The sequence below is a fragment of the Mucilaginibacter sp. P5_A4 genome, assembly GCF_056400605.1.
This window is the reverse complement of the sequence record NZ_JBFUKX010000006.1, coordinates 1-17,165: the sequence shown is the minus strand read 5'-3', so window position 1 is coordinate 17,165 and position 17,165 is coordinate 1. Positions and strand designations below refer to the sequence as shown.

Annotated in this window: 19 protein-coding genes; 4 read left to right on the top strand and 15 right to left on the bottom strand. The window is 42.5% G+C overall.

Translation table 11 applies throughout. The annotated features are described in order from the left end of the window. Positions 1 to 65: 65 nt before the first annotated feature. From AC1DQW_RS05740 to AC1DQW_RS05730, 3 genes are all read right to left on the bottom strand, one after another. Positions 66 to 953, bottom strand: coding sequence for an NAD(P)H-binding protein (locus AC1DQW_RS05740; RefSeq protein ID WP_477453215.1), 888 nt, complete (start codon positions 951 to 953; stop codon positions 66 to 68). A 76-nt stretch (positions 954 to 1,029) separates the two neighbouring features. Then, positions 1,030 to 2,094, bottom strand: coding sequence for an alkene reductase (locus AC1DQW_RS05735; protein WP_477453214.1), 1,065 nt, complete (start codon positions 2,092 to 2,094; stop codon positions 1,030 to 1,032). 97 nt (positions 2,095 to 2,191) lie between these two features. Continuing rightward, positions 2,192 to 3,175 carry a helix-turn-helix domain-containing protein gene (locus tag AC1DQW_RS05730; RefSeq protein WP_477453213.1) on the bottom strand — a complete coding sequence of 328 codons (984 nt, stop codon included), beginning with the start codon at positions 3,173 to 3,175 and terminating at the stop codon, positions 2,192 to 2,194. Between the two features lie 268 nt (positions 3,176 to 3,443). Between AC1DQW_RS05730 and AC1DQW_RS05725 the strand changes: the two genes are divergently transcribed. Together AC1DQW_RS05725 and AC1DQW_RS05720 are read left to right on the top strand one after the other, a co-directional pair. After that, entirely contained in the window at positions 3,444 to 4,013 is a 570-nt protein-coding gene (locus tag AC1DQW_RS05725) for a Crp/Fnr family transcriptional regulator (protein WP_477420006.1), read from the top strand. Between the two features lie 77 nt (positions 4,014 to 4,090). Next, a complete protein-coding gene (locus tag AC1DQW_RS05720) occupies positions 4,091 to 4,384 on the top strand; it encodes an SDR family NAD(P)-dependent oxidoreductase (protein ID WP_477453212.1) in 294 nt (97 codons plus the stop codon). A gap of 21 nt (positions 4,385 to 4,405) precedes the next feature. Here AC1DQW_RS05720 and AC1DQW_RS05715 read toward each other — a convergent pair whose 3' ends face one another. The 12 genes from AC1DQW_RS05715 to AC1DQW_RS05660 all read right to left on the bottom strand — a co-directional run bounded on the left by AC1DQW_RS05715 (position 4,406) and on the right by AC1DQW_RS05660 (position 15,471). After that, entirely contained in the window at positions 4,406 to 4,993 is a 588-nt protein-coding gene (locus AC1DQW_RS05715; RefSeq protein ID WP_477420004.1) for a TetR/AcrR family transcriptional regulator, read from the bottom strand. 160 nt (positions 4,994 to 5,153) lie between these two features. Beyond that, entirely contained in the window at positions 5,154 to 5,834 is a 681-nt protein-coding gene (locus AC1DQW_RS05710) for a GNAT family N-acetyltransferase (RefSeq protein WP_477420003.1), read from the bottom strand. A 136-nt stretch (positions 5,835 to 5,970) separates the two neighbouring features. Then, entirely contained in the window at positions 5,971 to 6,861 is an 891-nt protein-coding gene (locus tag AC1DQW_RS05705; RefSeq protein WP_477420002.1) for a helix-turn-helix domain-containing protein, read from the bottom strand. A gap of 104 nt (positions 6,862 to 6,965) precedes the next feature. After that, positions 6,966 to 7,808, bottom strand: coding sequence for an oxidoreductase (locus AC1DQW_RS05700; protein ID WP_477420001.1), 843 nt, complete (start codon positions 7,806 to 7,808; stop codon positions 6,966 to 6,968). 424 nt (positions 7,809 to 8,232) lie between these two features. Further along, positions 8,233 to 9,111 carry an NmrA family NAD(P)-binding protein gene (locus AC1DQW_RS05695; protein WP_477420000.1) on the bottom strand — a complete coding sequence of 293 codons (879 nt, stop codon included), beginning with the start codon at positions 9,109 to 9,111 and terminating at the stop codon, positions 8,233 to 8,235. A gap of 187 nt (positions 9,112 to 9,298) precedes the next feature. Further along, positions 9,299 to 9,850, bottom strand: a complete 552-nt coding sequence (locus tag AC1DQW_RS05690) for a DUF420 domain-containing protein (RefSeq protein ID WP_477419999.1) — start codon at positions 9,848 to 9,850, stop codon at positions 9,299 to 9,301. A gap of 11 nt (positions 9,851 to 9,861) precedes the next feature. Continuing rightward, positions 9,862 to 10,326 (bottom strand): hypothetical protein, encoded by a 465-nt coding sequence (locus AC1DQW_RS05685; protein ID WP_477419998.1) that lies wholly within the window; start codon positions 10,324 to 10,326, stop codon positions 9,862 to 9,864. A gap of 299 nt (positions 10,327 to 10,625) precedes the next feature. After that, positions 10,626 to 12,314 carry a carboxylesterase/lipase family protein gene (locus AC1DQW_RS05680; protein ID WP_477419997.1) on the bottom strand — a complete coding sequence of 563 codons (1,689 nt, stop codon included), beginning with the start codon at positions 12,312 to 12,314 and terminating at the stop codon, positions 10,626 to 10,628. A 151-nt stretch (positions 12,315 to 12,465) separates the two neighbouring features. Further along, the gene (locus AC1DQW_RS05675; protein WP_477419996.1) at positions 12,466 to 12,963 is read right to left on the bottom strand and encodes a nuclear transport factor 2 family protein; all 498 of its coding nucleotides are present in this window, start codon (positions 12,961 to 12,963) and stop codon (positions 12,466 to 12,468) included. An 89-nt stretch (positions 12,964 to 13,052) separates the two neighbouring features. Further along, positions 13,053 to 13,631 (bottom strand): YceI family protein, encoded by a 579-nt coding sequence (locus tag AC1DQW_RS05670; protein WP_477419995.1) that lies wholly within the window; start codon positions 13,629 to 13,631, stop codon positions 13,053 to 13,055. A 170-nt stretch (positions 13,632 to 13,801) separates the two neighbouring features. Next, on the bottom strand, positions 13,802 to 14,392 hold the full coding sequence (locus AC1DQW_RS05665; RefSeq protein ID WP_477419994.1) for a Crp/Fnr family transcriptional regulator: 591 nt from the start codon (positions 14,390 to 14,392) through the stop codon (positions 13,802 to 13,804). 368 nt (positions 14,393 to 14,760) lie between these two features. Beyond that, positions 14,761 to 15,471 carry a Crp/Fnr family transcriptional regulator gene (locus AC1DQW_RS05660; protein WP_477419993.1) on the bottom strand — a complete coding sequence of 237 codons (711 nt, stop codon included), beginning with the start codon at positions 15,469 to 15,471 and terminating at the stop codon, positions 14,761 to 14,763. Between the two features lie 135 nt (positions 15,472 to 15,606). Between AC1DQW_RS05660 and AC1DQW_RS05655 the strand changes: the two genes are divergently transcribed. Both AC1DQW_RS05655 and AC1DQW_RS05650 read left to right on the top strand, forming a co-directional pair. Next, positions 15,607 to 16,320 carry a class I SAM-dependent methyltransferase gene (locus AC1DQW_RS05655; RefSeq protein WP_477419992.1) on the top strand — a complete coding sequence of 238 codons (714 nt, stop codon included), beginning with the start codon at positions 15,607 to 15,609 and terminating at the stop codon, positions 16,318 to 16,320. A gap of 5 nt (positions 16,321 to 16,325) precedes the next feature. Further along, complete coding sequence (locus tag AC1DQW_RS05650) at positions 16,326 to 16,985, top strand: methyltransferase domain-containing protein (protein WP_477419991.1); 660 nt, start codon at positions 16,326 to 16,328, stop codon at positions 16,983 to 16,985. The last annotated feature ends 180 nt before the right edge of the window (positions 16,986 to 17,165 follow it).

Genomic DNA, 17,165 nt, shown 5'->3' with positions numbered 1-17,165 from the left:
ATAACAGCCTTTGCTTTGTCAAAGAAACTTCCATGATTATGTGAGTTGTTATAGATAAATAGTGCTTAAGCGTGCAGATATGCGGCTTTGAACTCTTGAGCAAACTGTTCCAGCTTGATCTGACCGGTTACCTTAGCACCGCTGGCAAAAAAGTCCCAGGTGATAATACCTGCCCGTACACCTTGCCCCATTTCAACGATCAGGCCGACTAGCTCCGGCGGCAATCCTCCGGCAAGCATGCCCTGTTTTAACTGTTCATCCGGGATATTTGTCCAAATCAGTTCTGGTTTACCAATGGCCTGACCGAATGATTCTGCTATTGCTTCTCCAGTCGAAACATCACTTACAACGTACTTCACTTCAAAGCCGCTTCCTTCAGCTTGCAATTCCTCTGCAAGCGCTGTCGAAAGATCTTCGGGGTGTGTAAGAGCCAACGGGTCATTACCGTTATAATTATTACCGAAAATGCCCTTGCTTTTGATCAATGGGATATCTCTCAAAAAGTTAATATAGAAAAAACCTGACCTTAAGACGGTCACATTCACACCGTCTAAACCTTGTAATATCTTTTCAACACGATGAACACCTTGTACCGGGCCGGTTCCTGTAGCTGCATCAGCGCCAACGCTGCTCAGCATGACTACGCGCGTTACGCCTGCCGCTTTAATAGCGTTCGCGTAAGCTTGCCCCGCTTCAGCAATGTTCTGTATCATATTGCCTGGCCCCATTGATGGTGGCATCATGGTATAAACCGCATCTGCGTCGCTAAAAGCTTTCGTCAAAAAGGCTTCGTCACTGATAGAGCCGATAGCTGCCTTTGCACCCAAAGCCTCGATTTCGATTTTTCGGTTATCTTTTGTGCTGATAACGGTTACTTCATGTCCGGCTGCGATCAGCTTTTTTACTAATGGTTTGGCTACATTTCCTAATGAGCCTGTGGTTGTAATTTTCATTTTGTCAATTGTTTTTAAGAGGTAATGAAGCAGTCAGTTAAGCTGACAGCGTCTTTAATTGTGTGTTAAATAGTATTTAGTCTAATATGAGGTAATCGGTGTATCCTTTGTCGCCGGGGGTATAAAGCGTGTTATAGTCCGGCTCATTCAGGGGGGCGTTTTTTTCTATTCTCCTCATAAAATCGGGGGTGGCCAAAAAACTTCTGCCAAAGGCGACCAGATCAACTGATCCATCCTGTAATTTGGCTTCGGCCGTTTCGGCCGTGAACCCATTGCAATAGATAATGGTATTAGCGAAAGCCTCACGTATATTCTGATGTGTTTTTTCGGGAATGCCGGGATTATTTGAAATATGCAGGTACGCGATGCCCAACTGGTTTACTTCCCCGGCAAGGCGAACATAGGTTTCATGTACTTCCGCTTCTTCATAAGCAGGCATGTCGTTGGAAGTTAAAAAGGGTGAAATACGTAGTCCAACGTTATCTGCTCCGATCGTGGCTGCTATTTTTTGTACGATCTCCAGCGTCAGACGGCTGCGGTTTGCTATTGATCCGCCATAGTTATCCGTACGGTTATTTACGTACGGATTTAACGACTGCTCCAACAAATAGCCGTGTGCTCCGTGCAACTCAACACCGTCAAAGCCCGCAGCTATGGCATTTTCAGCAGCCTTCACATGATCCTGTACAATACGGGCTATGCCTTCTTCATCCAATGCCATTGGGGCCGAGTATTCAAACATGCCGGTATCGGTATAAATTTCGCCCGCTGCTTTAATAGCTGATAAACCCACAACGTGATGGCCTTCCGGCAAATTGGAGCTATGGGCTATTCTGCCGGTATGCATCAATTGTAAGAATATTTTGGAGCCGCCCTCATGAACCGCATTGGTTACCAGTTTCCATCCTTCTACCTGGGCATCAGTAAAAATACCCGGGATGCGGGGATAGCCTAAACCTTCGGGGCTGGGTGAAGTGCCTTCGGTGATGATCAATCCGGCACCGGAACGCTGCTTGTAATAGGTGCCCATTAAGTCATTGGGCACATTGCCAATCGCACGGCTTCTGGTCATAGGTGCCATCACGACGTGGTTCTTCAACTGAAATGCGGCTTTCCTATAGGGCGTGAATAATTTTTTCATTTCGCTTATCTTTTAATTTGATAAAGCAAAATTGCGCCTAATAGTAGGCTGATAATAGCCTGAAAAGGCGAAAAATCAGTCCGATACGACGAATAAGTTAAGCTTGTGAGGAATACCGCTTGGGTGTAGAGCCGTAATGTTTTTCAAACAACCTGCTAAAATGGCTAAGATTGATAAAGCCCAGTTCATAGCCAACCTCAGCAACCGACCGCCTGCCTTGCTTTAACAAAAAGGCAGCCTCTTCCATCCGGGCACGCTGGAAGTAATTGTAAATAGTATCACCAAAGGCCTGTTTGAAAAGCTGTTTGAGTTTAGTTTCGCTCATGGCTGCAATTTGTGCCAATTCAGGCAAGACCGGTGGTGCGCTCAGGTCACTGATAATTTCGTTACGGATATGAAGTAGCCTGGCCGCATCCGCGCTGTTAATATTCTGATGCGGTAAGCTTTCGCGTTTCGACAGCTTTTGAAAAAGCAGGTAAAGCAGCTCCTGTACTTTTATCTGCATATAAAACTGGCTCAAATCATCGCTCATATCCACCGCACTTAAGTTTTTGAGCAGCAGTTTGGCTTCAGCCATCATGTTCTCAAAATAGAGAAATGTATTACCTGGCCTGGTTATTGTTTCGAGCGTAGAATTCAGATTATTCAGGGCCAATAGTGCTTTTAGATAGGCCGGCATAATGGCGATGACTGCGTAACGTATAGTGTGCCCCGCCGGGAAACGTATGGTCGAGTTCAAGTCATTAGAGGTAACCTGGATAGCGGAATCATCGCGCTCGGAAAACTGAATATTTGGATTGTTGTCAAACGATATGCCGAGCGTTTGCTCGTTGCTGTAAAAAAAGATGGTGATCAGTTCGTTACCCAGGCCGGATGTATTGCGTTTGATGATCAGATCTTCCTTTAGCACATAATGGTGCATGGTTATCTTGAATTCCGTGCCGAACGAAAGTTTACGAATGTATCCGTTCCCAACGTGATCAGGGATGACCAACAAATCATTATTTACCGTTGCCCCGATATGCCGGGCAAAATAAGTCATGAAATCAAACTCCCGCGTGGCGGTAAAACTAAAGATCATTAGCTTATATTGTTTTAATGACCGAATTTAAGAATATTACAGGAAACCTTTCGCATGGACTTCGATTGTGATTTGCTGGTGTAAGGATGTGAACCTGACCAAGGCTACTGTCTTCAAATTATCATTGGGCAAACTTTAGGCTCTGATCCCCCAGTAGCTGACCCTCAAAACAGGAAGTTTGTGTTTTATCGATACTTTTATGTTTACACAACATCATTTTTTACCAAATGGTAAATGAACTGCCCACAATATATTCAAAATTTAACTTATGGAAGTGTTCATCAATTACATACTGCAATTCGGGAATCAGAACAAACAGCAAACAGACTTCATTATAAGCAAGGCAAAAACGCTTGAACTTCATAAAGAGGAATATTTTTCTGAAGCCGGGAAGATACCGAGGTACGTTGGATTTATTTTGGAAGGTGTGGTTCGATTCTGTTACTATAACAATAAGGGCGAAGAGATCACGCATTCATTCATAGATGAGCATAATTTTGTTTCCGACCAGCAAAGGTTCGAGGCGCAGGTAGTTGCGTCCGAGTATATACAGGCCGTTACCCATTGTAAATTCCTGGTGTTTTCCAAAAAAGACTGGGACGAGACCGGCAATACGATTGTTGGCTGGAAAGATATTGAGCATCTGATCTTAAAAAACTGTTTGCTAAAAACGATCGAAAGAAGAAGCCCGCTTGTATCGGAAGATGCCACCACTCGTTATTTATCGTTCATAGAGCATTTTCCCGACCTTGTTAATCGTGTGCCGCTTTCTCATATCGCTTCTTACCTGGGGATCACCCAGCAGTCCTTAAGCAGGATAAGAAAAAATATCCGTTGAGATCACTTTTTACCAAATGGTAAATGTATCACTGTTCCAATTGCCAAAATTTGCGCTATCATTTAAACAATAAAAAGATGAGCAAAGAAATAGTTTTAATAACAGGAACAAACAGTGGATTCGGTTGGCTTACCGCCCATAGTGTCGCAGCTATAGGCCATAAGGTTTACGCCACCATGAGAGATACGAACGGAAAGAACGCTGATAAGGCAAATGCCTTATTAGCGTTAGAGAATGTAACCGTGCTGGATGTTACGCTGACCGATGACGAAAGCGTTAAGCAGGCCGTTGACACCATTATAGCTAAAGACACATCATTCTTGAACCGCTGTCTAATCACTCCGAACAATACCGTAAAACATACCACGTGATATGTTTTGTTTTAAAAAAAATTACATCAGACTCTTTAAATACTTCTCAAATTCCTTCAAAAAATCCGAATAGGAAGACTTGCCGAATAATTTCCCCATATAGCGCGCTCCACCATAATTTGTTATAACATGAAGGGCGATCTTATTGGCTTCATTATCCTGGCTTAACTGGCCTTTCTTCTGTGCTTTTAATATTGCCGCCTCAATGATAGTCTGCCACTTTTTGATCACACGCGTTAGTGCCTTCTGAAAGGATGGGTTTAGGGCTGCCATTTCATCTATCAGATTGATAACGGGACAGCCGAATTCGACTTTAAAGAACTCGTCGTTAAACAACAGTATTTCCATCATTTCGTAAATGTTTACCCGGACGTCGTTGGGCTTTTTAAGCGTTTTCTCTAACAGGGGGATTATTTGGGGATACATCAATTCATTGATGATACCAAGCCCCATTTGTTCCTTGTTCTTAAAGTGATAAAAAAAAGCCCCCTTAGTTACCTGTGTAGTGGCAATGATGTCATCAATGCTGGTGGCCTGATAGCCTTTCTGGTAAACTAAATCATATGCCTTTTGCAATATAGTCAAGCGTGTCGCTTCTGCTTTTGCCATAAATACCGAATAGTATGTTAGCAAAAATAAAGAATTAATTCATAGTGATCAGTGGCTATAATCACTTCTCGGCGATCCGGATGTCCGGTCGCTATTCCTGCTCAATTAGGTGTTCAGTTATAACCGGATGATGCCATTACACCCAGGCCATCAGTTTTAGCTATTTATTTTTTTGCAGGATATAGAAGTACATATCGCTGCGCACCTCGAACCCGATCTTTTTGTATACTTCAAAAGCGCGTTCATTACCATAGGCGACATGCAACATCGGGATATTTCCTGCATCCTTAATCCGGTTGATCTGGAACTCCACCAATTGTCTGGCATAGCCACGGCCGGTATAGTCGGGACGTGTGCATACGGCACTGATCTCCGTATAGGGTGATGGCTTCATCCGGTGTCCCGCCATGGCGATCAACTGATCACCGTCAAAAATTCCGTAATAATCGCCGAAGTCAATGGTACGGGCATCAAAAGGACCGGGATGGGTTAGTTTCGTTAATCCGATCATTTGCGGGATATGCACATCAGTCAATTTGACCAGGCTGGATGTATTTACCTCTTTCATATCACCCTCGTAGATCATTTGCCGGCCTTTGATCGGACTGAGCAATTTCCACATTTCGGGTATTTCTGTTTCAACAGGGGTAACATAACCGATCGGGCCATCAAAAGGCACCAGGTCATAAAGTTGCTGAAAGCTATCCGGTTGCAGTTCCTTAAACCCGATAAAAGGTGATACTTCGGGAGAGAAATATTTAATACCATCTGTGCCATTAGCCAGTTGTCTATTCCCAGTAGCTAAAGCGTTAAATGCGGGGTTATCCAATACATGTTCCATTTCTTATTCTGTGGTTTTACAAAGCTAATCTTAACATACCAATTAGTATGTTATTTGATAAAAAATAGGATCATTCAATTTGGTATTTCATCAGGGACTGCCTGGTTCATTTCTTATCCTGAATATGATTTCCAGCTTAGTTTAAAAGCTGTTTCTTAAAGTCTTTCGGGGTTTTACCAACTTCCTTCCTGAACGGTTTGGAGAAATAGGACATGTTTTCAAATCCCAGGGAATAGGCGATCTCCGATACGTTTTCTTCGGATTCCCTTAATTTGTTCTTTGCCACAGTAATGAGCGCGATATGAATGAGTTCCTGTGCCGTTTTTCCTGTCTCCATCTTTAACGCATTGCTGAGGTAGCGAGGCGACATATTTAGTGCCGATGCGATATAAGCGACCGACGGCAGTCCTTCTTTCAAAAACTTGTCCTCCCGGATATAATTATCCAGTAACTTATTAAAGGCTGTAACTGTTTTACCGGTCAGTTCTTTGCGGTTGATGAATTGCCGTTTATAAAAACGCTCGGCATATTTCAGCATCGAATCGATATTGACCAGGATAATTTCCTTACTGAATTCGTCGTGGTTATTGGCGTATTCTGATTCTATGGATTCAAATAACCGTGAGATGGTCTTTTCTTCTTTTGGCGCGAGATGCAAAGCCTCATCCGTTTCATAATCAAAGAAAGAATACTTTTGAATTTCCCTTTGCAGTGCGTTACCCAATAAAAAATCTTCATGAAACAGCATTATATAGCCATCCTCTTCCAGTTCCAGGTTGTTGACCTCAATTACCTGCCGGGGCTTCCAAAACACCATTGAGCCCTTTTCATGATCGAATTTAGTGCGCCCGTACAGCCAGTGGCCTGCCTTAATATTTTTCAGGCCGATCATGTAAAAATCGCAGGTAAATTCCGTAAAATTCAGCACCAGCCCAGGGGTGATACGCAGCAGGCTAAGCATCGGATGCTCGGGAGCCGGCAAGCCGTTTTCCCGGTGCATTTCACTTAAGGATTTAAAATGTTTCATCGTTTTTATCTATTAAAAGTAATTATTTTTAATAAACAAACCATTGGTTTAATCCTTCTACTTTTTCTTGTGTGTAAGGAAAAATAAAATATTCCTGGTCGGTTTTATGCTGTCACTTCAGTTGGGGTAAACTTGTCGGCCCATGCCTCAATTTCTTCGCTTACCTTAGCACTGTTTGTCCGGTATGATTCCAGCGAATCCTTACCTACCGGCAAATGAAGTGGCGGATTTTCTGCGGCAGCCAGTTCAACAACTACTTTCGCCAGTTTAGCGGGGTCGCCAGGTTGGTTGCCATGCAATGCATCGGGGACATTTTTCATTTGTCCGACCATGGTTTGATCATAATCCGGTATAGTACTGGCAGCTGAAGTGTAGGATTGCGCATTTAAGAACTGTGTGCGGAATAAGCCCGGGGCAAGCGCGGTAACTTTGATATTGAACGGTGCAAGCTCAAGCGCCAGACCTTCAGATATGCCTTCCACGGCGTATTTGGTAGAGCCATACAAAGCCCAGGCAGGTAAGGCTCCGTAACCAAAGAGAGAGGAGATATTGATAATATGACCTGCTTTCCTTTCCCGCATATTTGGTAATACCGCACGGGTAACGTTCAACAGACCGAACACATTGGCATCATACTGACGTCTTACCTCTGCATCAGATGCTTCCTCAATAGCGGCTACAATGCCGAAGCCTGCATTATTAACCACCACATCCAATTGCCCGAACCGATCAATGCCATCTTTTACGGCACGTTTTACCTCGTCTTCGTTCACGACATCCATGGTGACCACCAATAAATTTTCAGCGTTACCCAATTCGTTTTGCAGGCCGGCTGCATTATTACGGACGGTAGCTACTACTTTATCGCCAGAGGCAAGGACTGCTTTTATTATTTCAAGACCAAAGCCTTTGCTGGCACCTGTTACAAACCAAACTTTCGTTTTCATGATTAAAATTTTTAAAGTGAAATGATTTATTTTTTGATTATTTATTTGTTTAATCAAAGGTAGGTCTGGTGCTGCCGGGTGTACTAACGCTAATTTCCGAATTACTGTCACTTATCTGCATAATTGCATCAGCATGCTGATTTTCAATCATACCGACTTGAAAATCCAGGAAAAAACATGGCCATCAATGAAAGAACTACGATTAGTATCGGGCTAACCGGATCATGTCGACCGGCGTAATTACTTTTTTAGCATATCCCTGGTATCCGACATGTATCATCGCCAGGGCAAGCTCGCCATTTCTAAAAAGGTTTGCTTTTACYAAAGATAAAACAAAACATACTAACTGGTATGTTTTGTGAATAAAACTTTTCTCCCACAGAACGACGTGATTTGTCGCTTACTTTTTGCAACCTGTAAACGATTATTGAAACAAAGCCTTGTTCCTGGTAAAGAAATCAGCAAGCGTTGTTGGTTTTCTACCGGTAATCTTTTCTACCAGATCATTTGTTCCGGCAAATACGCCATTAACACAATCTTCGGCAACATGGGTGACATGTTGTACAAAATGTTCACTAGCCGCTCTTTTGGAATTAATTTCAAAGAATTGTTCAATCGTCACCGGTTCATATTTGATGGTTCTGCCTAATACATTTGAAATAATTTCGCTCATTTCAAATATGTTATATTCCTCCGGGCCGTAAAGCCTGATAACCTGACCTGAATAGTCTTCCATGGCCACGGCAATTTTGGCTACCGCACGGCCCAGATCAGCTGAATCGACAGGTGCCCAGCGTCCGTTGCCAAAAGGTAATACGATCGTGCTGGTTTCGTGAATAATATCACGGGTATAAAGGAACCAGTCATCAAAAAAGGTAGGCCTTAAATGAACAGTAGGAATGCCGGTCATATTTAAAATCTGTTCCCCAACCCAGTGATCCTGCGCCGCATTGCTTTTAGCTTCCCGTCTGGCAGATATCTGGGACATGTTAACGATGCCTTTCAAACCGTTTTCTTTAGCAGCCTGGGCAAAATAGGCCGTGGCTTGCAGCACTCCCGGAACAATAACCGGAAAACAGAAATAAGCGGTGTCAATACCCTGCATAGCTGTAGAAATTTCATTGTAATTGAGCAGATCGCCCACTACGACCTCCGCACCCTTGGCTGCGAGTTTTTCTGAACGTTCATCGTGACTGTGAACAAGAGCCCTAACGGGATAACCCATTTCCAGTAGTTCGTCTATCGCTGCACTGCCGCTTTTACCGGTTGCACCGGTTATCAAAACTTTTAATTGCTTTTCCATCTTTAAGATATTTATTTGTTAGTCAAAGGTAGGCAAGGCAATGAGAGGGCTGCTAACGTTAATTTCCGAATTACTGGCACTTATTTACAAAACCGGATTAAAATCCGGGAACAGCATCGCTCGAAGTCTTTTCTCTGCCTGGCAACAGGAAATGCCAATTTCCGGTTACGCCGCCGGCGTATGTTATTTACCTGTAGTAAGGCGATATCAATAAATAGACGATCACACCGGTTGAACTCACATATAGCCAAATAGGCATAGCCCAGCGGGTAATTTTTTTATGTAAAGTGACTTCCATATTCAGGCCGCGTCCGATGGATATGAGCGCCAGCGGGACGGTTATGATCGCCAGTGGGATATGCGTGAGCAATATTAAATAATAGATATATCTGAGAGCGCCATGCCCGCCAAACTTTGTGGACGGCGTGGTAAAATGATACAGGAGGTAAGACAATAAGAATACGGAAGTACATACAAAAGCGGCGAAAATAAAATTACGGTGCCGTTGTATGTTTTTCTGTTTAATGGCATACAATGCCAGCAAAAGAAAAATGAAGGTAGCCCCGTTCATTACTGCATTTACCAGCGGCAGAAATGAAAAGCTGTAGGCCTTAAAGCTTTCCTTATCCGGAAGGAAAATAGAAAATATGATCAGGCCATTTATACCTAAAGCCAAAGCCCATATTAAAGGTTTATAATTTCTAACCGTTGATGTCTTTTTGTTTAAAGTTTGATTCATTTAACCGATATTTAAAAAGATCTGAAATAAGGCCGGCTCGTCAATGGTGAGAATGGCCAGGGAACATTTGCCAGTATGATTATAAGGCCAATGGTAAACCAAATTGCCATTGTCTTAAACCGTTCCTTATCGGTTTGCCTGCGTTTGGCTTTTGCCGAACCGATAGTGATTACAATAATTGCCGTTATCATCATCAGGCTGTGTTCCATACCGAAAAAACGGATCTGTCTTTGATGAACGGCGTCTTTATAGTTATGCAGAAAATAGTCAATGATGGGGCTGATAAAATAAAGCCAAAGGCCGAAAATGAGCTGGATATGCGCTATAGTGGCGGTCCAATGCCTTGCGGCATTATCAATGCCGGAGAATTTTCTTTTGAAGAACCAACCATGGTAAGCCAGGAAAAGTGAAAAAAGCAGGCTTGACAGCACAAACCAGCGTACCAAAGAATGAAGTGCTAATAGGGTTGAATACATAGGCTGTTGTCGAGCACAATTGGCTTCGCGACAAAGATAAACAATAACATACCAACTGGTATGTTATTGGGCAAAATTATCTCCGTGTGTGGAAACGGGAGGCTTGGATATGGTATCCGTTAAGATCAAACCGCTGCTCGCGTTCAACTGAATCAAGATAAATGCCTGCCATTCCTATCCGGCATCAGAACGTGCGGCATATTATTAAGATAAATAATTTAACTGCTCACCTGTTACACGTTAAATATTTGAAAAAATCACGCTCATTATGGCAATCGTCGCTTTAGCATGAGTACCGGTTACCTTGAATTAAGCGAGTGATAACCTATTCGGCCTATCGACCGCCACATCGCCAGTTCTTCCTTGTACCTGTCATTAATTACTTCACATTTAGCATCTATGCGCATGGTGGGCCGGTCTGCCAAATTGTAAGCCGGCCACTCAGGAACATCTTTTGCGGCTGGCTTACCTGTTCTTGCAAAAGTAGTCCATAGTTCCGCCATATGGTGCGATGCAACAAAGCGCTCAGGCTTGTTCCCGCTTAAAAACCCAGCCGGTGCGCCCGGCACTTCGTTATTGAATTTGAACGTGATATCCATGGCATGGGGCGTACCGAAAGGATAATCAGTGTCAGGGACCTTTGCCTCAGATTTATAACCAAAATTATACAGATATACAGGGGCGCCATGTTGTTCAGCTTTCCTTTCTGCGATAGCAATGGTGCCAAGTCCCATCATATTAATTGATTTAACAGCCATCCAGATATCGCTGGCGGATGCGTTAGGCCTTGTTTGCCTATAGGTCCCAATTATTTTTTGCGCATCAGCGCCGAACTCCGGTTGGATTTTTGTTTGTAATGCCTCAAATGTAAAGTCGTTTTTCAGCGCGCCGGTATCATGTGAATACATTGCAAAAAACGCCCATTCATCTTCATTCCAACCCGTCATGAGCGGCTTGTCCTTTGAAATTTTCGGCGCAAAGGGATCAAAGGGGTCGTGGGGTAGTGCAACCCCGTCTACTACCGGCGCGAAATTATTAGGAACGAACCCTACAACACCGTGTTGGTGGATATAATCGCTGTCAGCCATCAGGCTGGGAACTTTATTTTGTACGTCAATTAAATCCTTTACGGGAACATCAAGTATTTTTTCCCAGTCCTTCATATCGATATTCAGTTCCCTGAATACCAATTTTGTCATTTCGATCGCGGCTTCTTTGGGCAACATTCTAAGGCCGGGGCCGCTTTCAATAGAGGCCTTATTAAAATAGGGTGCAGCCGCCGGCATAGCATATAAACAGCTTGTTTTTGCGCCTCCGCCTGATTCGCCCCAGATCATCACATTATCCGGGTCACCTCCAAAAGCTCCAATATTTTTTTTCACCCATTTTAAGCCGTCGACAATATCAAGAAGGCCATTATTACCCGAACCGGCATATTCCGGGCCTGCAATATGCTCCAAATAGAGAAAGCCCATTAATCCTAATCTGTGATTTGTCTCAACTACGACCACATCAAAAAAGCGGGCAAGGTTTGAACCATCCTGATCAAGGGCGCCGCCTGAGCCGTTAGAAAACCCTCCTCCATGATTGTAAAACATCACTGGGCGTTTTTTATTATCATTAGCTGGCGTCCAAACATTTAAAAACAAGCAATCTTCATCTGGCTTGGGTTCGTTTATACCACGAGTTTGAAATTGTGGTTGGATACAGGGGGCACCAAGTTGTAAAGCGTCACGTACACCTGTCCATGGCTCCAGTTTTGCCGGTCTTTTAAAACGCCTGTCACCCGAGAGCCTTCCGGCGTAAGGAACACCTTTGAATAAACAAACTCCGCCCTTTCTGATACCCCTAAGTTTGCCCTCAGAGGCTTCAGCCATCACAAAATCGTCTTCAGCAATAACTGAAGAATTGGCAAATTTGGGGAGGGTGATAGCAGCGGTAATAACCGACAGCTGCCCTAAGAATTTTCTTCTGCTTGATATATACATAACGTTGTATTAAATGGTTTTGGACAAATGTCCATATCATTTCAAATGATGAACTGATATAAATATTTTCTTTATTTCAATTACCCGGATTCGTCAGCCGGTAATTTCGCTATCTGAATGTCCCCGATTTTAACCGTTTGAACCTTCTGTATTAATTCTTTGCTTTTTGCGCCCCATCCCAATGTTCTGCAAGTTTTCCGTTTTCAATCCGAAACATGTCACACCAGGTTGTGGTGTAGGTTTTTGTGCTGTCCGCAGGGTCGGGTAATTTTGCGGCAAAGCTTATCACGACCAGATCTCCTTCCGCAACAATTGCAACCACAGGGGCTTTTATGGTATCCACAATTGGCGTAGGTTTCGCAAACTTTGAAAATAATTCAACAAATCCTTTTCTTCCGGTGGGAACATTCGGATTATGCTGCATGTAGTTTTCGGCAAGATATTTATCTGCCAGATCAATATGACCTGCTTCCAGCATTTCGCGCCAGCAATCGTATACAAGCTTTTTATTGGCCGCAAGCTTAGGGTCTTTGCTTTGTAACAAAGATTTTTGATTTGCAAGCCGGATTACTGGTAACTGTGCAAAAGCCTGGTCGGCGATAAGGGTAGTTAAAACAATTGCAAGGACAATGATGTTTTTTTTCATCATATTATAATTTAAGACGAACGACAGGTTGGCTTGAATAATTGGTATGCAACAATTGTTCAATGCTGAAGAAAGTTGCGTAATCGGAGTTGTCAATTGGCTTTGGCGAACTCGCCGTCGGCTTCAATTTCTACCTCGTCGCTTACAAGTACCGTTGGCGTGTTTGTCCCAATATTAAAGTCTGAACGCTTTAATGTACCCCGTAATTTAAAACCGGCATCATTTTTTTTGCTGTTTGGGTTCTCCTTTGTGCCGCGGTACCAAAGGTCCATCGTTACAGGTTTTGTAACACCATGCATGGTGAGGTTGCCGGTAAGCTTATACTTGTTTTGCCCGTCCGGCTTTATTGATGTGCTTTTGAAAGTGATTTTTGGATAAGTCGCCACATCAAAAAAGCTAGAGCTTTTTAAATCATTATCACGCATTTCCACTTCTGTGTTTATAGAAGACGCATCTGCTGAAAGTTCAAAAACGGCATCGCTGAAATCGGACTTCGCAGCGGTTATAGTTACTTCAAAATTTTTAAACAAACCATCTACGTCTGAAAGCAAATGATGGACAACGGAAAACTTAAGTTTGGAATGCATTTTATCATTTTTCCACGTAGTTGTTTGGGCAAATAATGAGTTTTGTAAAAGCAGAATAACCGCAAATAATAATAATTTCTTCATGTTTAATAATTGGTTTGAATTTAGTTAAATGAAAACTTCGGGGCTGCCAAATTGCATTCGAATGCTTAATTTGACGATAGGAAGCTTCGGAGTAAAAATAAACCGGATTTCGTTCCAATATCTTGATATGAATCAAGAAATTATATTGATTTCGGTCAATGGATCAATGATTATTCTTCAGTCTTTTTAACAGAAAGTTTCTTTCTCACACGGCTTAGCGTTTCAGGGGTTAACCCGAGATAGGAAGCAATCATATGTTGCGGGACGCGCTGCATAATATCCGGATAAATACTTAGCAGTTTGGTGTATTTTTCTTCGGTTGATAGCGTAAACATATCTATTAACCTTTTTTGCAGCGAAATATATGCGCCGCGATACTGAGCATAATTAAATTTAAAAAATTCGGGAACAGCGGTCTCCAGATAGACGTGTGCAGTTTTGCTCATCAATATCAATTCAGTATCTTCTAATGCATCAATATTCATAATAGATTTATCTTCAGTTATAAAACTGGATATATCGGAAATAAACCATCCCTCCGGCGCAAATTGGATAATTCGTTCGTTGTTTTTTTCATCTACTAAATATGAACGGAGGATGCCCTTACTCACAAAAGCGACCGATTTGCAAATTTCTCCTTCCTGCAAAAAATACTGGTGTTTTCTTAACTTCTTTACAATAACATGCTGCCTGAAAATTGCTTTATCAGCGTCTGTCAGTGTTATCCCTTTTGATAGCTTAGCGAAAAAATTATTGAGCATGGTTACTTAAAACGCTAATTTAACTTTTTTTTGCACGATGATTTCGATTGGCTGGTTATAATCGCAACCCTGGCAGGATTGCCTATAAAATTACAAACATATAAACGGATTTTTTATTTGGGGTAATACATTCATACTCCCCTATCCGCTCCGCCTCCTTTTCGGGTCGTTTTCTCGCAAAAACAGATCCAGGCCGTAAATCATCAAATCTCTGGTCGTGACGTTTCCAATGTAGCTAAAGGATACAGAAACCATACAAAAAGCTGTCATCCATGGAATAGGCAGCTTTTTTACTGAACCAAGGCAACCTGTTTTTTCGAAGACTGTTTGACAATACGTTCTTTTATTTATTTTCCCAGTAAGAAAGTTCATTGCCCGTAGTTTGACTTTTTAACGAGCCGCTTAATATCCTTGATCCATATTTTCCGGCCATCCGTCTCCAAAATACCTTCTTCTTTAAATTCCTTTAACAGGCGGATCACATTTTCCTGGGCGATCCCGGCCAGACTGGCCAGATCCATCCTGGAGATATTCAGAATGATTTCATTTTCAGTAGCCCCTTCATCTTTAAATTTTTCCCTCAATACGATCAGCGCAATGGCAAGTCGTTCCGTGGCGGTTCTTTGCGAAATCACGGAAATGCCATTGGCCAACACGGTAAACTCATGGCTCAATGTTTTTAATAAGCGCCGGGCAAAAAGCGGCGCCTTATCAAGAATAGTTAAAAAATCTTCTTTAGGAATAAAACTGATTAAACTCTCCTCCAATGTGGCGGCAGAGTCAGGGCAACGTTCTTCCGCTAAGACTGCATGGTACCCGATCAGCTCGCCTTTGTTGGCTACGTATATGATCTGCTCCCTGCCACTCCTGTCAACTTTATACTTTTTTATTTTCCCCTGGTGGATAAAATAAATACCGGAAGGCACAACACCTTCCTTGAAAATAATTTCCCCTTTTTGATATTTCTGTGCTCCCTGCCGGGAGATCAAAAAATGGTAATCTTCTTCTGAGAGAGTATTAAGAACAGACTGCGTTGTGAATTCCCATTTGTCAATTGGAAAAATTCCAGATAGGCTCATGTTATAAAGATACGAATTTATTGACACCTATTTTATTAGCTACCGCACGCTGCATGTGCAAAAAGCGCAACTCGCCTGGAAGATATAAAGCTCATGTCTATTGGCAAAAACTGATAAATATCAGCCTGCATACTGATGTCTTACCATAACGTTGCCGCTGCTATAACCATAGATTTGCATAAGATGAAAGATTATCGGTTTTCGCGCTTACCATCTGCTTATGGGGATCAAATCAAGCAGGGAATAACCGCACCGTCGGAAAACAATCTGGTCAATAAACTCTTATTCAGCGACGACACGGAATTTGATTGGCTATGCCCAAAACATGTTCAATTACTATCGCTCAAACATTTCACTCCGTTGTCTATTGCCCGAAAAGCCGCAGAATTCCTGTCTTTACCAAACACCAGGGTACTTGATATTGGTAGCGGCATTGGTAAATTCTGCTTGACTGCGGGTTATCATTACCCCGAAACTTTTTTTTACGGGGTTGAGCAAAGACATGAATTGCATCATTTGGCAGAAAATATCAAAAGGTATGCAAATTTGCCCAACGTAAATTTTATTTACGGTAATGTTACCCAGATTAATTTTAGAGAGTTTGATCACTTCTATTTTTATAATGCATTCTTCGAGAATATTGATCCGCTTTGCCGAATTGACGATACGATAGAACTATCGGAAAGTTTGTATGATTACTATACCCAATACCTTTATGCCGCGCTAAGCGCGAAACCTTCCGGGACGCGCCTGGTCACCTTCCACAGTTTAGAACAGGAGATCCCCCCGGATTATAAGCTGGCAGATGTTTCCTACGATACTTTGCTAAAAATGTGGATCAAAGAATAATCCAAATGAATGTGTTCAAATTTTTGACCGCTCCTTTCAGGAGTTTTGAAACCGATAATAAAGACAGTAGTATGCTCCATGATACTTTAAGTCCGTCCCTTTTTCGCAAAGACTATGTGTTTGACGATATCTACCCCGAGCATATCCAGGCATTATCACCTATGCACTGGACCTCTGTTGACATCGCTAAAAAAGCGGGTGAGTTCCTGGCAATTCCAAACGCCAAAGTATTGGACATCGGGAGCGGTGTCGGAAAGTTCTGCCTGGTGGCCGGTTTTTTCCATCCGGAAACAACATTTTACGGTATTGAACAGCGGAGCGAACTATTTACTTTCGCAGAAATAGCCAGGGAGGAAATTGATTTACCCAACGTAAATTTCATTCATGGTAACCTGACCGAACTGGATTTTGATGATTACGATCACTTTTATTTTTATAACCCTTTTTATGAAAATATCGAACCCGATAGCCGGATCGATTATGCGGTAAAAACCTCATTTGAGCTTTATGATCATTATAGCCGGTTTGTTTATGAAATGCTGGATAAAAAGCCAGCGGAAACAAGGCTGGTGACTTTTCACGGCCCGGATAAGCAGGTCCCTCCAAGTTATAAACTGGTCAGCAATTCCTATAGCAGGTTTCTGAAAATGTGGATCAAAGAATGAGTTCCCGGACCAACATTTTAAGTAATCGTGTTATAAAAGAAGCACAGCATTGAAAAAATAAATAATGGCAAAAACATCAAAATCATGGGCTATGCTGCACGCCAAATGCCCGCGCTGCCGCAGAGGAAATATGTTTGAGGAGGCTACATACAGCCTGGGCTCCAACAGGATCAACCTAAA

Bases quoted from the DNA above. Each gene is read 5' to 3' on its own strand.
- AC1DQW_RS05695 (WP_477420000.1), bottom strand. From the start codon at position 9,111: ATGGAAAAGCAATTAAAAGTTTTGATAACCGGTGCAACCGGTAAAAGC.
- AC1DQW_RS05650 (WP_477419991.1), top strand. From the start codon at position 16,326: ATGAATGTGTTCAAATTTTTGACCGCTCCTTTCAGGAGTTTTGAAACC.
- AC1DQW_RS05675 (WP_477419996.1), bottom strand. From the start codon at position 12,963: ATGATGAAAAAAAACATCATTGTCCTTGCAATTGTTTTAACTACCCTT.
- AC1DQW_RS05715 (WP_477420004.1), bottom strand. From the start codon at position 4,993: ATGGCAAAAGCAGAAGCGACACGCTTGACTATATTGCAAAAGGCATAT.
- AC1DQW_RS05735 (WP_477453214.1), bottom strand. From the start codon at position 2,094: ATGAAAAAATTATTCACGCCCTATAGGAAAGCCGCATTTCAGTTGAAG.
- AC1DQW_RS05690 (WP_477419999.1), bottom strand. From the start codon at position 9,850: ATGAATCAAACTTTAAACAAAAAGACATCAACGGTTAGAAATTATAAA.
- AC1DQW_RS05665 (WP_477419994.1), bottom strand. From the start codon at position 14,392: ATGCTCAATAATTTTTTCGCTAAGCTATCAAAAGGGATAACACTGACA.
- AC1DQW_RS05700 (WP_477420001.1), bottom strand. From the start codon at position 7,808: ATGAAAACGAAAGTTTGGTTTGTAACAGGTGCCAGCAAAGGCTTTGGT.
- AC1DQW_RS05670 (WP_477419995.1), bottom strand. From the start codon at position 13,631: ATGAAGAAATTATTATTATTTGCGGTTATTCTGCTTTTACAAAACTCA.
- AC1DQW_RS05730 (WP_477453213.1), bottom strand. From the start codon at position 3,175: ATGATCTTTAGTTTTACCGCCACGCGGGAGTTTGATTTCATGACTTAT.
- AC1DQW_RS05685 (WP_477419998.1), bottom strand. From the start codon at position 10,326: ATGTATTCAACCCTATTAGCACTTCATTCTTTGGTACGCTGGTTTGTG.
- AC1DQW_RS05660 (WP_477419993.1), bottom strand. From the start codon at position 15,471: ATGAGCCTATCTGGAATTTTTCCAATTGACAAATGGGAATTCACAACG.
- AC1DQW_RS05705 (WP_477420002.1), bottom strand. From the start codon at position 6,861: ATGAAACATTTTAAATCCTTAAGTGAAATGCACCGGGAAAACGGCTTG.
- AC1DQW_RS05680 (WP_477419997.1), bottom strand. From the start codon at position 12,314: ATGTATATATCAAGCAGAAGAAAATTCTTAGGGCAGCTGTCGGTTATT.
- AC1DQW_RS05725 (WP_477420006.1), top strand. From the start codon at position 3,444: ATGGAAGTGTTCATCAATTACATACTGCAATTCGGGAATCAGAACAAA.
- AC1DQW_RS05710 (WP_477420003.1), bottom strand. From the start codon at position 5,834: ATGGAACATGTATTGGATAACCCCGCATTTAACGCTTTAGCTACTGGG.
- AC1DQW_RS05740 (WP_477453215.1), bottom strand. From the start codon at position 953: ATGAAAATTACAACCACAGGCTCATTAGGAAATGTAGCCAAACCATTA.
- AC1DQW_RS05720 (WP_477453212.1), top strand. From the start codon at position 4,091: ATGAGCAAAGAAATAGTTTTAATAACAGGAACAAACAGTGGATTCGGT.
- AC1DQW_RS05655 (WP_477419992.1), top strand. From the start codon at position 15,607: ATGTCTTACCATAACGTTGCCGCTGCTATAACCATAGATTTGCATAAG.